Raw genomic sequence first — 17044 nt, forward strand, 5'->3', positions numbered from 1 at the left:
CGACAAGCAGCCGCCCTGATCCGTCAGGGCGGGGCACCCTATTGCAATGGAATTGGATAATGACCAAGAAACCCTCCGCGGCGGCGGTGAACACCCCGCTATATCGTGCCGTCTGGCGATGGCATTTCTATGCGGGACTGATCGTCCTGCCCTTCATGATCCTGCTGGCGGTGACCGGCGGACTGTATCTCTTCAAGGACGAGATAAACGACGCATTCTACAGCGACCTTCGACGCGTCGAACCGGCGGCGACGGCATTCCTAACACCGTCTGAGCTGACGGCCAGTGCCCTGACCGCCCATCCTGGCAAGTTGAAGGCCTACCTGCCCCCGGCGGCCCCGGACCGGGCCGCCCAGATTCGCATCGCTACGGAAGACGGACAAAAAAATGTCGTCTATGTGAACCCCTATTCCGGCGCGGTATTGGGCAGCGACTGGGACGCCGGATTTGCCGGGTCCCCCCTGATGTGGACGATCCGCAAGCTGCATAGCCTGGAATATGTCGGCTGGCTGGGGAACCGGGTCATCGAATGCGTCGCCGGATGGGCGATCCTGCTGACGGTTACCGGGGTTTATCTGTGGTGGCCGCGCGGCCGGAAGGAAGGCGTCCTGAAACCGCGCCTGACACGCGGACGCACCATGTGGCGTGATTTCCATGCCGTAACAGGGATTTACGCCGCAGCCTTCATCGTCTTTCTAGCAACCACCGGCCTGCCCTGGTCCGGGTATTGGGGCAAGAACTTCTACGACTTGTCCTATTCCGCCGGTCTCGGCATGCCCGACGGATATTGGGACAAATACCCGACATCCACCGTATTGACGGGGGAAGCCCTGGATCGGGCGCCGTGGATCCTGGAAAACCAGCCCATGCCGCTGTCCAAGGCGGCGGAAGGAATTCCCGCCGGCCTAGACGCCGTCGTGCGGATTGTGGAAGACATGGGCATTCATCCCGGTTACGCCCTGTCGATGCCGAACGGCCCGACCGGCGTTTTCACCGCCTCGGTCTATCCGGACGACATCACCTATGAACGGGTGATCCATCTGGACCAATATACCGGCGAGGTTCTGTTCGACATGGGATTGGCCGATCTCGGTGCATTGGGCCGTGCGGCAGAATGGGGGATCAGCGTCCATATGGGGCAGGAATTCGGCACTGCGAACCAGATCGCAATGCTGCTGGCCTGTATAGTCATCGTCCTTATGGCGATATCGGCCATCGTCATGTGGTGGAAACGGCGTCCGGTAGGCTCTCTGGGCGCACCGCGTGTCCCGGCGGACTGGCGCATTCCACGCGCGATCCTCGGTATCGCCGTCGTCGCGGGACTGTTCTTCCCACTGGTCGGCCTGTCGATGCTGGTCGCGCTGACGGTCGAATTGCTCCTTACCCGCGTAATGCAACCGAAACCGGCTTAAACCCCGGAAGGTGGCAAAAGAAACGCCCCGGCTGCAACAGCGCAGCCGGGGCGTTATTCGGTCGGGGCGTTTTCGTTCTTCCAATCAGAATTTGTAGCTGCCACCCAGGAAAAGGCTCGGCTGTGTCGCGTTGCCCGGGCCGTCGACCAGCGGACTGTCCGCCGCGTCGCCAATCAGGCGATCCACGCCGACATTGCCGATCAGGGACCAGTTTTCGGTAATCCCCCAATTGGCGCTAACGCCGACACCAACCGTCTTGAAACCGGAATCGGGTGTGTAACGGGTATAACCGGAGGATGCGGCCTGACTTCCGCTGACACCGAAGAATTGCTGCATATGATCGTCGCTCGCCCAAACTGCCGACACTTGCGGAATCAACACTATGGAGTCGGATACAGGCATCTGCATGCCCAGTTTCGTTTCCACCGTATAGCCGTTGTCGTCATCGCTGAGCGACTGGTTCAAATCGGCCCCGGCGAAAAGGCCGATCCGTGATTTGACCAGGGCGCCGAACTTACCGACGACAAAGCCGTCGATATCGCCCATTCCCGTTAGGGCGTCATTGTCACCTGCGTCGCGGCCGAATTCGTAGCCAAGCCCGGTCGAAAACTCGACCGCCCCCAAAGGCCCTCGAATATCCGCGAAGGTCACGTCCAGGCCTTTGGGAAAAGACAGGCTCGCGTCCAAAAGCCCCACACTTGCATCCGTTTCCCCGTCGCCCAGATCCGACCGTTTCGCCTTCCAATCGACGGACATCATCGGCAGCGCCATTGCCTCATAATCGTCAGAGCCTTCATAGTCGGGGCTGTATCGGGCGGCGGCGCCGAGGGAGAAGGAAAACCCACTGTCATCCTCGGCCTTTGCAGCGGCTGAAAACGCCGACGCCAGACCGCCGAGGAGCACGATTATCGTCTTTTTCATCTTTTCCACTTTCGTCGTTGGTCGGTTCTTCCACGAACTCGATGATGTCGCCGGGCTGGCATTCCAGCACGCGGCAGATGGCTTCCAGGGTCGAAAACCGAATAGCTTTCGCCTTCCCGGTTTTCAGAATCGACAGGTTGGGCATCGTGACGCCGATTGCGTCGGAAAGTTCGTTCAGTCGCATCTTCCGTTGGGCGAGGACGACGTCGAGATTGATGTTGATGGGCATGAATTTCGCTCCGGATCGACTCAGATCGTCAGTTCCTGCTCGGCCTTCAATTCAAGGCCTTGCTTCATGATTCGCGCGATCAGGAAGAAGAAGACCCCCATCATCAGGATGTCGATTTCCAGAATCTCGAATATGCCGGTAATATCGGGCCGATAACCCTCCGACAGCACCCCGCGCCACCCCAGGAATCCGGACAGCACCGGAACCTCCAGCGTTTTGGTCGCAGCGAGCCATATCACGCCGTTTGCGGCTTTCTGGAACAATGTGACCGATTTCAGGGTGAACACTTCACCACTTCGAAACTCGCGGCACAGTCTGATGACCTGGAACGCCACCCAGATAAAAATCAGGCGCGGCGCCATGCTCACAACGGCGACCACGATCCGCTCCAGCGTCGGAAGCGTCCAGTAATCGTTTACCAGAAGGATTCCGTTTGGCTGAACCGCCTGCGCATCGTGCAGGACCCGTATGAACAACGGTTCGGCAAGGCGCATCAGGATGACCACGATCGCCAGCACCAAAAGAAGATTAGCCGTGTTCCGAACGCTCATGGTCCGCAAGCCCCATCCAGTCAAACACCGTCGAAGCCTGATTATGTGAAATCAAACCGTTAATCAATAACTTTTTATCGATAAACGATATTTTATAGCGAGACGACGAACTCAAAAATGGAACGCGCCCGCTTACCGGCCGAGATCGAAAGTTTGAATTTTGAGAAAATGGTCGGGGCGGCTGGATTCGAACCAACGACCCTCTGCTCCCAAAGCAGATGCGCTACCAGACTGCGCTACGCCCCGACGCGGGAATAGCTGGGGTTTTCGGTGATTTCAGACCCACTGTCAAACGCCTAAAGGTCCGGGCGGGAAGATGCCCCGATAAGACGGCGGGAAATCCGAAGCCTCGCAGGCGCGATTGTCCTGCGAGGCTTTTTGATTTTGCATTAAGCGGCCTTGCTGGTTTCGATCAGCGAGGCGGTCAGGTCGCGCCAACCGTCCAGCTCTTTCTCCCCCGGCTTGCGGGCGCCGAACAGCGTCAGGGCGACATCGCCGTCGACGTCGAACAGCTCATAAGACGTGACGATCCCGTCCACCGTCGGTTTGCGGACGATATAGGCGTTTTGCAGCCGATCCGTGCGAACATGCAGGTTGAAGTCCGGGTCTAGGACGTTCAGCCAGTCGCCCATTTCCTTGATCGACGAAACCGGGCCGGTATGGATCTGAATGCAGCCGCGGTTACGGACGAACACCATGATCGGCAGACCGCTTTCCGACGCCGAATTCAACACTGTTTTCAGCCCATCCGTCGCAACGGATTCAACGAACCGGCCTTCGGCGAGGCGCAGCGCCTGCTGCCGTTCGACGGAGAAAGACCGCAGCATGCCATGGAACTGGTGCACGTCGGTCAGACCGGACCAGGCTTCCAGCAATGCGTCGCTGTCGATCTCGCTATCCGCGAGGACCTTCGGGTCGCGCGCGGGCGCGGAGGCGACGATCCCCGGCGTCTGGTCTTCGGACACCATAGGGTCAATCAGCGCGTCGAAGGCGGCGCGATCGCTGTCTTCCTGCAGGAATATCTTGTGCATGGCCAGACCGGCCTTGTCGAAGAATTGCAGGCTGGTCCGCATGCGCCCATGGACTTCTTCCTCAATGAGGAAGGCATGGCGCCAAACATTGTGGAACAGACGCAGGTCGATGGTTTCGTTCAAGACGAAGCCGTGGGCGTTGCCGATATTCACGTGACCGAACACGCCCTTGCGTTCATGCACCGCCGTTTCGTTGCGGGTCAGCACCATGACCCGCCCCACGGCGGGCATGCCTTCGAACAGGGTCTTCGCGTCGAAGTTCAGACGCCGCACGCTCTGGCCGACCTTCGCGGCGACGATCTCGCCCTCTCCGACGCCCAAACGCGCCGCACCGTCGCGGATGCGCACATTCGGTTCTTCCTGCTGCAGCGTCTGCCATTTGGACAGCAAGGCCTGCGCGTTTTCGATCTTCGTCATTTCCAACTCCTGGATAAGATGACCGGCGGCCCGCGGAACCGGTGCCGGACGGATTGGTTCCCCGACGGGGGTCAGGCACTATTTCGTCAGGATCAGCTTGCCCTGGCGGGTTCGGCGCAGCCGATAGCACTCCCCACCATGGTCGATCATGATTTCCGTCCGCCCCCGAAGAAGGTCGCTGCTCGACACCACAATCGGGTCCGATCCGGTCGCTTCGGTTCTCATGGAAGAGGCGGCTTGCGCGTTCATGTCTTTATCTCCGTCGTTCTTCACTGCGTGCGGCCGGTCTCGGCTCCCCTTTCGGTTTCAGCAACAACGACGCATGGCATGCCCCCGAAACGGTCAAACCGTCCGGCGGTTCCCTTATCCAGGACCGGGAAACGAAATCGGTTCAGCATCCGTCTTGCCCCCACAGCACCCGGAACTGGGCATCACCCAATACGCGTTCTTGGCTGGCAATCGGTCTCTCAGGAACCGCGCTGGCTTGCACATCGCTACATGCGAATTATTCGCGTTTGCACTGCTCTGAGATACCTTTTGTTAAGAATGATTGTCAACATCATTCTTCCGCAAAAGGGTCACGAACGTCATGCAAACATACCCGAGTATATCAATACATTGATGTACCCGTACGCGCGCATGCGAGGTGCAAAAAAATCCATCGCCGATGTCACGAAGGCCGATCCTGTTTCGTCTTGTCATTGTCCACTAACGACGGAGATTAAAATGACACCGAGAATTCAGAACCCCCATGCCCTCGCCCCCAAAACAATCAAGGCCATGATGGGCTTGGAGGCCACTCTTGCGGAAAGCGGCCTTGACCATATGCTTCTGGAACTGATCAAACTTCGGGCATCGCAGATCAACGGATGCGCATTCTGCATCCATATGCACACCACCGATCTGCGCAAACATGGCGAAAGCGAAATGCGGCTCTACATGCTGAACGCGTGGCGTGAATCGACACTTTACACAGAACGGGAACGCGCCGCCCTCGCTTGGACGGAAGCCCTGACCCGCGTTGCCGAGACCGGCGCGCCCGACAGCGACTTCGACCTGATGAAGGCGGCCTTCACGGACGAGGAGATCGTCCAACTGACCTTTGCGATCGGGTCGATCAACGTTTGGAACCGCTTGCAGGTCGGTCTACGCGCCGCCCACCCCGAGGACGACATCCGTGACGTCGCCTGATACCAGAGCGGATATGTTCGAGACGCACCGGCCCCGGCTGGTGCGTCTCGCCTACCGGATGGTCGGTACGATGCCGGAGGCCGAAGATATCGTTCAGGATGCCTGGATTCGCTGGGAACGGACGGAAAGTCGGGATATCCGGGATGCTGGCGCCTATCTGCGCCGCACCGTGGCGCGATTGTGCCTCGATCACCTGAAATCCGCCCGTACACGGCGCGAAACCTATTTCGGCAGTTGGTTGCCGGAACCGATCCTCGATGAAGGCATGAACGACGACCTGCGCGAGGATCACCTGACGCTCACCCTGATGCTGGCCTTGGAACGACTGTCGCCGCTGGAACGCGCGGCTTTCCTGCTACATGACGTTTTCGATACACCGATGCCCGATATTGCGGAGGCCCTGGGTCGCGATGCCGCCGCAATCCGGCAACTGGCGTCCCGTGCACGCAAGCATGTTCGCGACAGCCGTCCGCGGTTCCCGCTGGAAAAGACAGAGGGAGAACGGATCGCAAAGGCCTTTTTCGACGCAGCCAAGAGCGGCGACGCCGATGCATTGCGAGGATTGCTGAGCGACGCGGTGATCGCCCGGTCCGACGGCGGCGGCCGTGTGGCGGCCTTCCCCAACCCGGTCTACGGGGCCGATCGCGTGACACGGTTGTTCGAAGGCATTCACCGCAAATTCGGTGGGGCGGAAACGGAATTGATCCGTTTGACGACAATAGACGGCCTACCCGGCTTCATAAGCCGCGATCCGGAAGGCGTCTTGCAAACCGTCGCATTCGAAATCATCGATGGGCGGATCGTATCGATCTTCATCACGCGCAATCCGGATAAGATGACGGTCGTCGCGCGCGCCCTGAACTGACCCGCTGGTCTTCCATTACGGGGTCATGCCGACATCGGCGATGATTTCATAGGATCGCAGCCGCTTTGGATGCTCGTAGACGTCGGACACGATAATCAATTTGTCCGCCCTAGTTTTCCAAACCCCCGCCGGGCCGCTTCAAGAGAATAGCGTCCGATATGATGTCGAAGAGGTGATCCGCCCGCGGGACGAGCGGAGGCTGATCGGCGAGCCACGCCAGGGCGCTGATCAGTGCGAAGAGATCGTTGCCATCCATGTCATCCCGAGCCACGCCCTCGGCTTGCGCCCGTTGTAGAAGCGCCGCTCCCGCCCGGCGCAGATCCACGCATGAGGAATGCAGGGCGGAGTTTTCGTCGGCGATCGCGGCTACCATCGGCGCGATGACACCCTTGTAGCTGTGCGTCACCATAATCGCCTCGCGCAACCAGCTTAATAGCGCCTCGTCGGCTTTTTCGCTCTTCGCCAGTTCGCCCGCCCGCCCGCTCAACGCGTCGAAGCTTGTGCGGAGCAAGGCCTCCAGCAGGGCTTCGCGCGTGGGAAAGTGGCGATGCAGCGTTCCATCTCCGACGCCGGCCTTTCGGGCAATGTCACGCAGCGACGCGTCGACGCCGTCCGCAGAAAGAAGGTCGCGGGCAACAGCAAGGATGTGATCGTAGTTCTTCCGGGCGTCTGATCTCATGATATCACTTGACAAACGGAGCGCCACCCCGTTTAAACGGAGCGTCGCTCCACATAATGCGGAGCAGTGCTCCAACTGTAGCACGCTTGCCTTGAAAGGACCAAGCCATGTCGTACGAAACAATGAAAGCCATCCGAATCCACGCCTTCGGCGGCCCGGACGTCCTGCAATACGAAGATGCTCCGAAACCCGCACCGCAGGCGGGCGAAGTTCTGGTGCGCGTTCATGCCATCGGCATCAATCCTCCCGACTGGTACCTGCGCGACGGCTACAGCGCGCTGCCGCCGGAATGGCGGCCGCAGGCGGATTTTCCACTCATTCTGGGCACCGACATCTCAGGGATTGTCGAGGCAGTTGCAGAGGATGCAGAAGGGTTTTCGGTCGGCGACGAGGTCTATTCCATGGTGCGCTTCTTCAGCGTCGGGGAAAGCAAGGCCTATGCGGAATATGTTACCGTGCCGGCTTCTGAACTTGCGAGGAAGCCCGTCGGTATCGATCACATTCATGCCGCCGCAGCCCCCATGTCGTTGCTTACCGCCTGGCAGTTCATGGTGGATGTCGGGCACAGCGAACCGAACCCGCTTCAGGCCGACCCGCATCAACCGGTCCCGCTTCAGGGCAAGACTGTGCTGATCAACGGGGCCGCGGGCGGGGTCGGACATTTCGCGGTGCAGGTGGCGAAGCTGAAAGGCGCGCATGTGCTTGCCGTTGCCTCAAGCAAGCATGAGGCCATCCTGCGCGACCTCGGCGCCGACAAATTCATCGATTACACCAAGACCCCGCCCGAGGACGTGGCTCACGATCTTGACTTGGTCGTCGATACGCTGGGGGGGCCGACATCGGGTCGATTTCTGCGCACGCTGAGGCCGGGAGGAGCCTTGTTTCCGGTCTACCCGCTTGGCTTTTCAGATGCCGAAGAGGCCGAAAAGCGGGGTATTGCGGTCTCCACAACCCAGGTCCGTTCCAGCGGCGCGCAACTGACGGAACTGGCCCGCTTGCTCGATGACGGAACGATCCGTGCGGTCATCGACAGCACCTATCCGCTTGCCGAGGCGCGCCAGGCGCATGAACGGGCCGCCAAAGGTCATATCCAGGGAAAGATCGTGTTGACCGTCGGCCTATGAACGAGAGGAAACCGACATGCTCATACTCATGGGTAACATCCACACCGATCCGCTGGACGTTGACGCATTCGCCCGCGACGTTGAGGCGATCCGGCTCAGCACGGAGGCCGAAGAGGGCTGCCAGTTCTATGGCATCATTCTAGATCACAGGCCTACGGGTCGCTTCGTGGTGGCCGAGCGTTGGCAGGACCGGGAAGCGCTGACAGCCCATCTCTCAAGGGCGGAGACGGTGGCGTTCCTGAAGACCTGGGGCGCCAGGATCAAAAGTGACCTTCAAACCTACGAGGTGGTGGCAGAAGTACCCAGATCCGGTTGACCGGACATGACGGCGGCGGACGGGATGACGGCCGTTGAGCGCGCCCTGAACTGACCCGCCGGTCTTCCCGCTACTTGGTCATGCCGACATCGGCGATGATTTCATAGGATCGCAGCCGCTTCGGATGTTCGTAGACATCGGACACGACTATCAGTTCGTCCGCACCGGTTTCCTGAACCAAATCCGCGATGCCCGTGCGGACGGTTTCCGGCGATCCGTAAATCGTGCGGGCGAGCATGCGCTGAACTTGCGCCTTCTCGACCGGACTCCAATACGCCTCGATATCGTCGATCGGCGGCATCCCCAGCCCCCGCGTCCCGCGAAAGATGTTGGTGAAGGACATCTGCTGCGTCGTCGCCAGACGCTTCGCTTCCGCGTCGGTTTCCGCGGCGATGACGTTCACCCCCACCATCGCGTAAGGCTTATCCAGTTGATCCGACGGCTTGAAGCGGCTGCGGTAAATCTCCAGGGCTTCCAACAGATGATCCGGCGCGAAATGCGACGCGAAGGCATAGGGCAGCCCCAATTCGGCAGCCAACATCGCCCCAAAATGACTCGACCCCAGAATCCAGAGCGGCACCTCGGTCCCGGCGGCGGGGATCGCGACGATGCGCTGTCCCGGCTCTTCCGGCGCCAGGAAGGCTTTCAATTCCATCACATCCTGCGGGAAGCGGTCGGATGCCGCCGCATCGCGCCGCAAGGCCCGCAGGGTCAATTGATCCGTGCCCGGCGCGCGGCCCAGCCCCAGATCGATCCGACCGGGAAACAATCGCGCCAAGGTACCGAACTGTTCGGCGATGATATAGGGAGCATGGTTCGGCAGCATGATACCCCCTGCCCCGACCCGGATCGTTTTCGTCCCCGCCGCGATATGACCGATGACGACGGATGTCGCGGCACTGGCGATCCCCGCCAGATTGTGATGTTCCGCGACCCAGATCCGGTTATAACCCCAACCCTCCGCATGCTGGGCCAGATCGCGCGCATTATAGAGCGCCCCGGTAGCGTCCGTGTCTTCGGTCACCCGAACGAGGTCGAGAATGGAGAGTGTTGTCATGATGGTCCCATGGTTCTGTAAACTGCGGCGGGTGAAAACTCTTGTCCGGTACTTAGTGTAATGCCGTCATGAGACCAGTGTGGGGAGGAAAGACTTTCCCTATGCCGGTGGAAATCTGGTAGTGCGGCGCTGATTGGAGTCGAACACCCCACCACCAGTTCCGATTCAGCCTGAATCGCACCGTGCCTTTCAGGCCATAACGCAATCAATGTGATTGTTTGCGAAAGTCCGGTACCGGTAAACCGCCGATCCCCCAGCTTTCCATCTCGACTTCATCGATCACCACGAATGTCGTGGCGGGGCTTTTTCCCAGGACGTCGACGAGGACATCCGTCACGCCCTTTATCAATCGCGCCTTCTCTTCCGGTGACGGCCCATTGCCGCCCGGCCCACCTTCCCGTGTGACCTTGATGTTGACGTAGGGCATGGCTCAATCCTTTCGGGACAAATAGGTGAATACTTTCGCGACGATCCGCCATTCGGCGCCATCGCGAACAAGGGTCAGAAAGTCCAGATAAGTCCGGCCCATCATGCTCATCCGCGCGGTGACATGGGCCAGACGATCGTTTCCGAACGCAATCTCCAGCACGGCTTCATCGCGCGCCTCACCGCGCTTGGCCGGCGGTTCCCTTTTGTCGACCCGTGCCATGTAGGTGTCGAGATCCAGGTAAAGTTCGTCCCCTTCCGTGGCGCAGACATAGGCGAGACGCGGGTGAAAGACGCCCCGCAATACAGTGCTGTCGGCATGGTGCAATCCGTCGAAATAGGAATCCATCAGCGTGGATACGGCGTGATATTGATCGGCGATCATTGGATCAGCCCTTCGGCGCGCATCGCGGCCTGCGTCGAGGATCGGGCAGCGATACGGGCAACAAAGGCCGCGAGCCGTGGCCAAGTCGCCAAGTCGATGCCGGTGAAATTCGCCCAGTTCGCGACGACGAACAGATAGGCATCGGAAATCGTCATCTTTCCGCCCACCAGATAGTCTCGACCGTCCGCGAGGGTTGCCTCGACGTGATCGAATTTGCCTGTCACCGCATCCCGTGCGGCGGATTTTTCGGACTCCGTCGCTCCGTCGCGGAACAAGGGAGCGAACGCTTTATGCAGTTCCGACGATACGAAGGTGAGGTGTTCCAACATACGCGCACGCGCCAAGCTCCCAATAACGGGCGCAAGCTCGGTAGTCGGCGACCCATCCGCAAGAAACTGCAGAATCGCGGGTCCTTCCGTCAGAAACTGACCGTCGTCAAGTTGGAGCGTCGGCACATATCCCTTTGGATTGATCGTCAGATACTCTTCCCCGCCGGCGGTTCTACCGGAGTCAGTATCGACGAATTCGATGTCGAACGGACGCCCAATCTCGTGCAGAACGATGTGACTTGCCAGGGAACAAGCACCGGGTTTGCAGAACAGTTTCATGGCGTATTCGCCTCCTATCGGTTTCGGTAAGCGGATAGGTGGCGGCATCGGTATCCATTGACAATGAAGTAACCAATAGTAACCTATAAAAATAGATTACCCGGCAGTAACTTGGTAACTCAGTATGACTTTAAAGATGCGGCATAATCGAAGCCCAAAACCACCCGAACCCTGCATGCTGACGGAATGCATGGCCGTGATCGCCGGGGCCTGGGCCCCGAATGTGATTTGGTCTCTACGTGCCGGACCGCGCCGCTTCAGCGAACTCAGGACCGATATTCCCCCGATCTCGGCCAAGGTACTCTCCGCGCGCCTATCGGAATTGGAGGAAAGAGGCGTGCTGGTTCGCCACGTCAGACGGACATCCCCGCCGTCCACGGAATACGAATTAACACCCTTGGGCCGGGAACTGATCCCGGCGCTCGATGCAATCGTCCAAGTCGGACACAGGTTGAAAACCGTTCGATCGGCGTAGGAATTCAGCAATAGAAAGCTGGCGTTACAGTCCCGGCGGCAGTTTCGATCGCATTAAGTCCTTCCGATCCACCCCCTCGCCATCCGCAACGAAAGTGCCGTCGCCAACGGCGTGCAGAAGGCGCCGTTCCGTCCGCGCGGTGTCGATCCAAGCGGCCACGCCTTCCAGAATGACGATGTTGTGCCGCGCTACGATATCGACGACCCGGCATTCGATATTCGCGAGACATTCAGCGATCAGTGGCGCACGAACATGGTCCGCCGCGACGCGGGTCAAACCGAACTTTGCGAACTTATCCGTATCGATACCGGAGCACATGCCAATCCCGACCGCCGTATCGATCATATCCACCGTCGGGATGGCCAGAACGCATTCCCGCGACGTTTCCAATGCCGCGTAGGAATGGTTCCACGGCCCCGTCGTGATCGCGAATTCCGCATCGAAGCCCAGCACCATGGTCCAGGTGATGGTCATGATGTTGTCCTTCGCCCCATCGCCGGTCGTAACCAACACGACGGGTCCGGGCTCGATCAGGGTGAATGCCCGGTGGAGAGGGAGTACCTCGAACCCGCTTTTCACGTACCAACCTCCCCGTCCTCGTCCAACCGCACCGGGATGGGCACGGAGGAGCGGATATGCAGATCGCGCTGACCGAAGGGGAATTCGATACTATTCGCGCGATAGGATTCCCATATTTTCAGCAGGATATTGCTGCGCACATTGGCGACGCCGTCCTGCGGGTCCGCGATCCAGATGCGCAGTTCGAGTTCGAGCGCATCATTGCCGAAATTCATAAATCGCGCGACCGGGGGCGGCTCCTTGCGCACGCGGTCTTCGGACATCGCCGCCTCGACCGCCAGTTCCATCGCCAGTTTCGGGTCGGAATCGTAGGAAATGCCGATCGGCAGCTTCAGGCGGATCAGTGTGTTCGAATAGGACCAATTCTCCACCCGTTGGGAGATCAATTCCTCATTCGGGATCAAGTGTTCCGTGCCGTCGCGCGTGATGACGGAGACATAGCGGGCGCGCAGCGAATTGATCCAACCGAAGGAATCCCCGATGGCGATGACGTCGCCCGGTTTCACCGACTTGTCCATCAGCAGGATCAATCCGCTGATCAGGTTGGACACGACCTTCTGTAGCCCGAAGCCGATGCCGAGCCCGACCGCGCCGGAAAACACGGCAAGCGCCGTCAGGTCGATCCCGATACTGTCGAGCGCGACGACCACCGCAATCGCCATCATGACGATCCGGAATGTCTTTCCCAGCAATACCCGCGCGGAGGGCGATAGCGAGCGCACCCCCGCCAATTGCGTATCCGCCAGATGCGATACCAGCCCCGCCAACCACAGCAAGACAGCCAGAACGATCGCCGCCTTGATCGCGCCCAACAGCGTGATGCGGATTTCGCCCAGCGTCAGGCCCATATTGTCCAACACGGCGATTGTGGGACCCAACAGTCCCAGAAGGTTCAACGCCGCGATCCCCCAGGCGACGATGGCCAGGGTCTTCGCCCATCCCGGATCGCGCACCGTATTCGATATCAACCGGATCACGACCCAGGCGGTCAGCAGGCTGACCACGCTTTCGATCAGATGATTGGGCCAGCCCGCCCGCTGTGCCGCGAAGACGGAAAACCACTGCAATAGCAACCAGATCAACGGCAGAGACAGCGGCGCGACGGCCCGGATGACGGCATCGGAAATACGGCTGTAGCGGAATTTTCCCAGCCACCCTTCGAGGTAACGCTGCAATTTCGGCGCTAGAAACCGCGCCAGAGCCCAGGCCGCGGCGATAACGCCAATCTGCGCCAGCGTGGCGGGAACGAGCAATTCGCCCCGCACCCACTGCAACGCTTCCATCCCCCAACCTTGCCAACGGTCCGGGTCGAGCGCTTGGTCGACTATCCCTTCCTGTTCCATCTCAACAGGTTAGCAGGGATTGATCACAAGGCGGTACAGAAAATGGAGAGTCGAGCAGCCTGAATTTGTAGCCCATTTCTAAACTCGCCAAAGCAAATGGAGCCCGCAGGTCTGCGGACTCCACTAAGGTCACGGTTAAGCAACTGGCGTATCGGAAAAGCGACCGGCAATTTCCGCGACCCGAACGCCGTAACGCCGCGCGGTTTCAAGATCACCGACAGACATTTCTTCCGGGGCAGCATCCGCATCCGATTGGGCCATGGGACCGACATAGGAGCCCATGCGGTTCGGATCGTCCCGTTTTGACGCCTTCACATTCGACGGCTTGATAGCGAGACTGACCCAAATTCCGCCATGCTGGCCCGCCAGCAGAAGGAAGTACTGCAAGGTGTTGAGCTTGTCGCCGTTAATGGTGGCACTGTTCGTGAAACCGCCAAAAACCTTGTCCTTCCACTTCTCTTCGAACCAGGGCTTCGACGTGGCGTCGGCGAACTTTTTAAATTGCCAGCTCGGCCCGCCCATATAAGTCGGCGATCCAAAGATAATCGCATCCGCCGCATCGAGCGTATCCCAAGCAGAGTCCGGAATATTGCCGTCTGCGTCGATCGCAATCAGCTCGGCGGAAGCACCGCGGGCAACCGCTTCCGCCACACGTTTCGTATGCCCATAGCCGGAATGATAGACAACGGCGGTGGTAATGGTGGCTTTTGTCATACTGATTTCCTGTCGATTAGAGTTTCAGGGCGCTGACGACCTGTTCGTCGGCGCGGCGTTCTCATCGACAGAATGACTACAATATCAATTTTACGAAATAAATCGCGCCAAACTGAACAGATTGTTACTATGAAAATAACAATCATGAGATACCGATATGCACAATCTTGAACATCTCCTCATCTTTACCCGTGTGGCCGACATGCGGAGCTTCAGTCACGCGGCCGAAAGCCTGGGCATTCAAAAGGGACGCGCCTCCACAGCGGTCAAGAGGCTGGAAGAAACAGTGGGCGTCAGGCTTCTGCATAGGACCACGCGCAGCGTTCAGCTAACGGAAGACGGGCGGGTTTTTCATGCACGCGCGCGTGATCTGCTTGCCGACTGCGACAATCTGCATTCGATGTTTTCAGTCGATGGTGCGCCACTGCGCGGCCGCCTGAGGATAGACCTACCGACGGAATTGGCGCGGTCGACCATTGTGCCTGCGCTACCGGATTTTATCGCCCGTCACCCTGAACTTGAATTGGAACTGTCCAGTACGGACCGCCAGGTCGATTTAATCGAGGAAGGTTTCGATTGCGTGCTGCGGATCGGGCCGATTGGGGACGACACGTTGATTGCCCGTCCACTCGGTCGGATGCGTATGGTCAACGCCGCCAGTCCCGCCTATCTCTCCCGCCATGGCGTCCCTCAGTCGTTGGAGGATTTGCGCCACGGCCACCACACCATTCATTACAATCGGATACTCGGCTCCAAACCCTACGGTTGGGAATATCCGACCGGCGACGGAAACACCTATGCGACGCTGGCCTTGCCGGGTTCCCTACACGTCAACAGTGTCCAGGCCTATGAAGCCGCGGGGCTTGCCGGTCTCGGTTTGATACAGGCCGCTCTGTCGGGAATAGGACGGCATCTCGAAAGCGGCGCGCTGATAGAAATTCTACCGGAATTCCCGCCCGAACCTCTCGACGTATCGCTTGTCGTACCGCATCGGAGCAATCCATTGCACCGCGTCCGCACGTTCATGAAATGGATGGAAGACCTTCTGGCCCCCTATCTTGAGCTACCCAACCGCTACTGACGGTGACAAACGGTCAATTGGCGACAGTGCCGCCTTCCAGACGAAATCTCACTCCCACTCGATCGTGCCCGGCGGCTTGGAGGTCACGTCGTAGACGACGCGGTTGATGCCGCGAACCTCGTTGATGATGCGGGTGGCGCAGCGGCCGAGGAAATCGCTGGGGAACGGATAGAAATCCGCCGTCATGCCGTCGGTCGAGGTAACGGCCCGCAAGGCGCAGACATGGTCGTAGGTACGCGCATCCCCCATGACCCCGACGGTCTTCACCGGCAGCAGCACGGCGAAGGCCTGCCAGATCTTGTCGTAGAGGCCCGCATTGCGGATTTCTTCCAGATAGATCGCGTCGGCCTTGCGCAGGATATCGGCCTTGTCCCGGTCGACCGGCCCCGGAATGCGGATGGCGAGGCCCGGCCCGGGGAACGGGTGGCGGCCGATCATGCTTTCCGGCAGACCGAGTTCGAGACCAAGCTCGCGCACCTCGTCCTTGAACAACTCGCGCAGCGGTTCCACCAGCTTCATGTTCATGCGTTCCGGCAGACCGCCGACATTGTGGTGCGACTTGATCGTGGCCGACGGCCCGCCCGCGAAGCTGACGCTTTCGATCACGTCGGGATAGAGCGTGCCTTGGGCCAGGAAATCCGCGCCGCCGAGCTTCGTGGCCTCTTCCTCGAACACGTCGATGAACAGGCCGCCGATGATCTTGCGTTTCTTTTCCGGGTCGTCGACGCCTGCCAGCTTGCCCAGGAACAGGTCCGAGGCATCGACGTGAACCAAGGGGATATTGTAATGATCCCGGAACAGGCGCACGACCTGATCGCTTTCGCCCAGGCGCATCAGACCGTGATCGACATAGATGCAATTCAGCCTTTCGCCGATGGCCTCGTGAATCAGGACGGCGACGACGGAACTGTCGACCCCGCCGGACAAGGCACAGATCACCCGGCCGTTCTCCCCGACCTGACGGCGGATGCCTTCGATAGCCTGGGCCTTGAAGGCCGCCATGGTCCAATCGCCGCTGCAGCCGCAGACCAGATGCACGAAATTCGAAATCAGGCGCGCACCGTCCGGGGTATGCACGACCTCCGGATGGAACTGCACGGCGTAGAATTTGCGGTCATCATCGGCGATGGCGGCGAAGGGCGCATTCTTACTCTTGCCGACGACACGGAAACCCGGCGGCAGGCTGTCGACGCGGTCGCCATGGCTCATCCATACGACCGGCTTTCCGCCCTTCTGCCAGACGCCCTCGAAGAGGCCGCAATCGTCCACGACGTCCAGTTCCGCACGGCCGAATTCCTGCTCGTCAGACGGTTCGACGGAACCGCCCAACTGCGCGCACATCGTCTGTTCGCCATAGCAGATGCCGAAAACCGGAATACCCAGATTGAAGACAAGTTCCGGCGCGCGCGGCGTGTCCGAGTGAGTGACGCTGGCCGGGCCGCCGCTGAGGATAATCCCCTTCGGTGCGAAGGCCTCGATCTCTTCGTCGGAAATACGGTTGAAAGGATGGACTTCGGAATAGACGCCCGCTTCCCGGACCCGCCGCGCGATCAACTGCGTGACCTGGCTGCCGAAATCCAGAATCAGGATGCGGTCGGCGACGGTGATCTCGGTCATGGGGCGGTTCCTTCTTTTCAGCA

The 17044-nt window shown here is 59.6% G+C and carries 21 protein-coding genes and 1 tRNA gene; 7 read left to right on the plus strand and 15 right to left on the minus strand.

The window, feature by feature from the left end; all coding sequences use genetic code 11:
* Positions 1-59 precede the first annotated feature (59 nt).
* Complete coding sequence (locus tag HH303_RS16520) at positions 60-1412, plus strand: PepSY-associated TM helix domain-containing protein (protein ID WP_169626488.1); 1353 nt, start codon at positions 60-62, stop codon at positions 1410-1412.
* A gap of 84 nt (positions 1413-1496) precedes the next feature.
* Here the strand turns inward: HH303_RS16520 and HH303_RS16525 are convergent, their stop codons facing one another.
* The 6 genes from HH303_RS16525 to hemP all read right to left on the minus strand — a co-directional run bounded on the left by HH303_RS16525 (position 1497) and on the right by hemP (position 4810).
* Complete coding sequence (locus tag HH303_RS16525) at positions 1497-2333, minus strand: MipA/OmpV family protein (protein WP_169626489.1); 837 nt, start codon at positions 2331-2333, stop codon at positions 1497-1499.
* Entirely contained in the window at positions 2260-2562 is a 303-nt protein-coding gene (locus HH303_RS20140) for a helix-turn-helix domain-containing protein (protein WP_169626490.1), read from the minus strand. The genes HH303_RS16525 and HH303_RS20140 overlap by 74 nt, the downstream gene beginning before the upstream one ends.
* A 20-nt stretch (positions 2563-2582) precedes the next feature.
* Positions 2583-3113, minus strand: a complete 531-nt coding sequence (locus HH303_RS16535) for a DUF2975 domain-containing protein (protein WP_169626491.1) — start codon at positions 3111-3113, stop codon at positions 2583-2585.
* Positions 3114-3282: 169 nt separating this feature from the next.
* A tRNA-Pro gene (locus tag HH303_RS16540) sits at positions 3283-3359 on the minus strand.
* 143 nt (positions 3360-3502) lie between these two features.
* A complete protein-coding gene (locus HH303_RS16545) occupies positions 3503-4561 on the minus strand; it encodes a hemin-degrading factor (RefSeq protein ID WP_169626492.1) in 1059 nt (352 codons plus the stop codon).
* Positions 4562-4639: 78 nt separating this feature from the next.
* Positions 4640-4810 carry a hemin uptake protein HemP gene (gene hemP, locus HH303_RS16550; protein ID WP_169626493.1) on the minus strand — a complete coding sequence of 57 codons (171 nt, stop codon included), beginning with the start codon at positions 4808-4810 and terminating at the stop codon, positions 4640-4642.
* Positions 4811-5287: 477 nt separating this feature from the next.
* On the opposite strand from hemP, the gene HH303_RS16555 reads away from it, so the two are divergent.
* Both HH303_RS16555 and HH303_RS16560 read left to right on the plus strand, forming a co-directional pair.
* Positions 5288-5752: a carboxymuconolactone decarboxylase family protein gene (locus HH303_RS16555; protein ID WP_169626494.1), complete on the plus strand. Its 465-nt coding sequence runs from the start codon at positions 5288-5290 to the stop codon at positions 5750-5752.
* Positions 5739-6617, plus strand: a complete 879-nt coding sequence (locus HH303_RS16560) for a sigma-70 family RNA polymerase sigma factor (RefSeq protein WP_319637440.1) — start codon at positions 5739-5741, stop codon at positions 6615-6617. Before HH303_RS16555 ends, HH303_RS16560 begins: the two co-directional genes overlap by 14 nt.
* Before the next feature lie 109 nt (positions 6618-6726).
* On the opposite strand, the gene HH303_RS16565 is transcribed toward HH303_RS16560, so the two are convergent.
* Positions 6727-7296 carry a TetR/AcrR family transcriptional regulator gene (locus HH303_RS16565; protein WP_169626496.1) on the minus strand — a complete coding sequence of 190 codons (570 nt, stop codon included), beginning with the start codon at positions 7294-7296 and terminating at the stop codon, positions 6727-6729.
* A gap of 107 nt (positions 7297-7403) precedes the next feature.
* Between HH303_RS16565 and HH303_RS16570 the strand changes: the two genes are divergently transcribed.
* Both HH303_RS16570 and HH303_RS16575 read left to right on the plus strand, forming a co-directional pair.
* Positions 7404-8420, plus strand: coding sequence for an NADP-dependent oxidoreductase (locus HH303_RS16570; protein ID WP_169626497.1), 1017 nt, complete (start codon positions 7404-7406; stop codon positions 8418-8420).
* Between the two features lie 16 nt (positions 8421-8436).
* Positions 8437-8736 carry a putative quinol monooxygenase gene (locus tag HH303_RS16575; RefSeq protein ID WP_169626498.1) on the plus strand — a complete coding sequence of 100 codons (300 nt, stop codon included), beginning with the start codon at positions 8437-8439 and terminating at the stop codon, positions 8734-8736.
* A 70-nt stretch (positions 8737-8806) separates the two neighbouring features.
* On the opposite strand, the gene HH303_RS16580 is transcribed toward HH303_RS16575, so the two are convergent.
* The 4 genes from HH303_RS16580 to gstA form a co-directional block, all read right to left on the minus strand.
* The gene (locus tag HH303_RS16580) at positions 8807-9793 is read right to left on the minus strand and encodes an LLM class flavin-dependent oxidoreductase (protein ID WP_169626499.1); all 987 of its coding nucleotides are present in this window, start codon (positions 9791-9793) and stop codon (positions 8807-8809) included.
* Between the two features lie 205 nt (positions 9794-9998).
* On the minus strand, positions 9999-10220 hold the full coding sequence (locus tag HH303_RS16585) for a tautomerase family protein (RefSeq protein WP_169626500.1): 222 nt from the start codon (positions 10218-10220) through the stop codon (positions 9999-10001).
* Positions 10221-10223: 3 nt separating this feature from the next.
* Positions 10224-10604, minus strand: a complete 381-nt coding sequence (locus HH303_RS16590) for a nuclear transport factor 2 family protein (protein WP_169626501.1) — start codon at positions 10602-10604, stop codon at positions 10224-10226.
* The gene (gstA, locus tag HH303_RS16595) at positions 10601-11212 is read right to left on the minus strand and encodes a glutathione transferase GstA (protein ID WP_169626502.1); all 612 of its coding nucleotides are present in this window, start codon (positions 11210-11212) and stop codon (positions 10601-10603) included. The genes HH303_RS16590 and gstA overlap by 4 nt, the downstream gene beginning before the upstream one ends.
* A 190-nt stretch (positions 11213-11402) precedes the next feature.
* Here gstA and HH303_RS16600 point away from each other — a divergent pair, with 190 nt between their 5' ends.
* Positions 11403-11687 carry a winged helix-turn-helix transcriptional regulator gene (locus tag HH303_RS16600; protein WP_227421915.1) on the plus strand — a complete coding sequence of 95 codons (285 nt, stop codon included), beginning with the start codon at positions 11403-11405 and terminating at the stop codon, positions 11685-11687.
* Between the two features lie 24 nt (positions 11688-11711).
* On the opposite strand, the gene HH303_RS16605 is transcribed toward HH303_RS16600, so the two are convergent.
* The 3 genes from HH303_RS16605 to HH303_RS16615 form a co-directional block, all read right to left on the minus strand.
* Positions 11712-12266, minus strand: a complete 555-nt coding sequence (locus HH303_RS16605; protein ID WP_169626504.1) for a flavin reductase family protein — start codon at positions 12264-12266, stop codon at positions 11712-11714.
* Positions 12263-13549 carry a mechanosensitive ion channel family protein gene (locus HH303_RS16610; RefSeq protein ID WP_169626505.1) on the minus strand — a complete coding sequence of 429 codons (1287 nt, stop codon included), beginning with the start codon at positions 13547-13549 and terminating at the stop codon, positions 12263-12265. The genes HH303_RS16605 and HH303_RS16610 overlap by 4 nt, the downstream gene beginning before the upstream one ends.
* A 195-nt stretch (positions 13550-13744) precedes the next feature.
* Complete coding sequence (locus HH303_RS16615; protein ID WP_169626506.1) at positions 13745-14323, minus strand: flavodoxin family protein; 579 nt, start codon at positions 14321-14323, stop codon at positions 13745-13747.
* A 157-nt stretch (positions 14324-14480) separates the two neighbouring features.
* Here HH303_RS16615 and HH303_RS16620 point away from each other — a divergent pair, with 157 nt between their 5' ends.
* Positions 14481-15404: a LysR family transcriptional regulator gene (locus HH303_RS16620; protein ID WP_169626507.1), complete on the plus strand. Its 924-nt coding sequence runs from the start codon at positions 14481-14483 to the stop codon at positions 15402-15404.
* Positions 15405-15452: 48 nt separating this feature from the next.
* Here the strand turns inward: HH303_RS16620 and guaA are convergent, their stop codons facing one another.
* The gene (guaA, locus tag HH303_RS16625) at positions 15453-17021 is read right to left on the minus strand and encodes a glutamine-hydrolyzing GMP synthase (protein WP_169626508.1); all 1569 of its coding nucleotides are present in this window, start codon (positions 17019-17021) and stop codon (positions 15453-15455) included.
* Positions 17022-17044: the final 23 nt, after the last annotated feature.

The organism is Pacificispira spongiicola (assembly GCF_012926505.1).
GTDB classification, from domain to species: Bacteria; Pseudomonadota; Alphaproteobacteria; order UBA8366; family Aestuariispiraceae; genus Pacificispira; species Pacificispira spongiicola.

Excerpts from the sequence above, each read along its gene's own strand:
- HH303_RS16520 (WP_169626488.1), top strand. The coding sequence starts at position 60 with ATGACCAAGAAACCCTCCGCGGCGGCGGTGAACACCCCGCTATATCGT.
- HH303_RS16525 (WP_169626489.1), bottom strand. The coding sequence starts at position 2,333 with ATGAAAAAGACGATAATCGTGCTCCTCGGCGGTCTGGCGTCGGCGTTT.
- HH303_RS20140 (WP_169626490.1), bottom strand. The coding sequence starts at position 2,562 with ATGCCCATCAACATCAATCTCGACGTCGTCCTCGCCCAACGGAAGATG.
- HH303_RS16535 (WP_169626491.1), bottom strand. The coding sequence starts at position 3,113 with ATGAGCGTTCGGAACACGGCTAATCTTCTTTTGGTGCTGGCGATCGTG.
- HH303_RS16545 (WP_169626492.1), bottom strand. The coding sequence starts at position 4,561 with ATGACGAAGATCGAAAACGCGCAGGCCTTGCTGTCCAAATGGCAGACG.
- hemP (WP_169626493.1), bottom strand. The coding sequence starts at position 4,810 with ATGAACGCGCAAGCCGCCTCTTCCATGAGAACCGAAGCGACCGGATCG.
- HH303_RS16555 (WP_169626494.1), top strand. The coding sequence starts at position 5,288 with ATGACACCGAGAATTCAGAACCCCCATGCCCTCGCCCCCAAAACAATC.
- HH303_RS16565 (WP_169626496.1), bottom strand. The coding sequence starts at position 7,296 with ATGAGATCAGACGCCCGGAAGAACTACGATCACATCCTTGCTGTTGCC.
- HH303_RS16570 (WP_169626497.1), top strand. The coding sequence starts at position 7,404 with ATGTCGTACGAAACAATGAAAGCCATCCGAATCCACGCCTTCGGCGGC.
- HH303_RS16575 (WP_169626498.1), top strand. The coding sequence starts at position 8,437 with ATGCTCATACTCATGGGTAACATCCACACCGATCCGCTGGACGTTGAC.
- HH303_RS16580 (WP_169626499.1), bottom strand. The coding sequence starts at position 9,793 with ATGACAACACTCTCCATTCTCGACCTCGTTCGGGTGACCGAAGACACG.
- HH303_RS16585 (WP_169626500.1), bottom strand. The coding sequence starts at position 10,220 with ATGCCCTACGTCAACATCAAGGTCACACGGGAAGGTGGGCCGGGCGGC.
- HH303_RS16590 (WP_169626501.1), bottom strand. The coding sequence starts at position 10,604 with ATGATCGCCGATCAATATCACGCCGTATCCACGCTGATGGATTCCTAT.
- gstA (WP_169626502.1), bottom strand. The coding sequence starts at position 11,212 with ATGAAACTGTTCTGCAAACCCGGTGCTTGTTCCCTGGCAAGTCACATC.
- HH303_RS16600 (WP_227421915.1), top strand. The coding sequence starts at position 11,403 with ATGGCCGTGATCGCCGGGGCCTGGGCCCCGAATGTGATTTGGTCTCTA.
- HH303_RS16610 (WP_169626505.1), bottom strand. The coding sequence starts at position 13,549 with ATGGAAGCGTTGCAGTGGGTGCGGGGCGAATTGCTCGTTCCCGCCACG.
- HH303_RS16615 (WP_169626506.1), bottom strand. The coding sequence starts at position 14,323 with ATGACAAAAGCCACCATTACCACCGCCGTTGTCTATCATTCCGGCTAT.
- HH303_RS16620 (WP_169626507.1), top strand. The coding sequence starts at position 14,481 with ATGCACAATCTTGAACATCTCCTCATCTTTACCCGTGTGGCCGACATG.
- guaA (WP_169626508.1), bottom strand. The coding sequence starts at position 17,021 with ATGACCGAGATCACCGTCGCCGACCGCATCCTGATTCTGGATTTCGGC.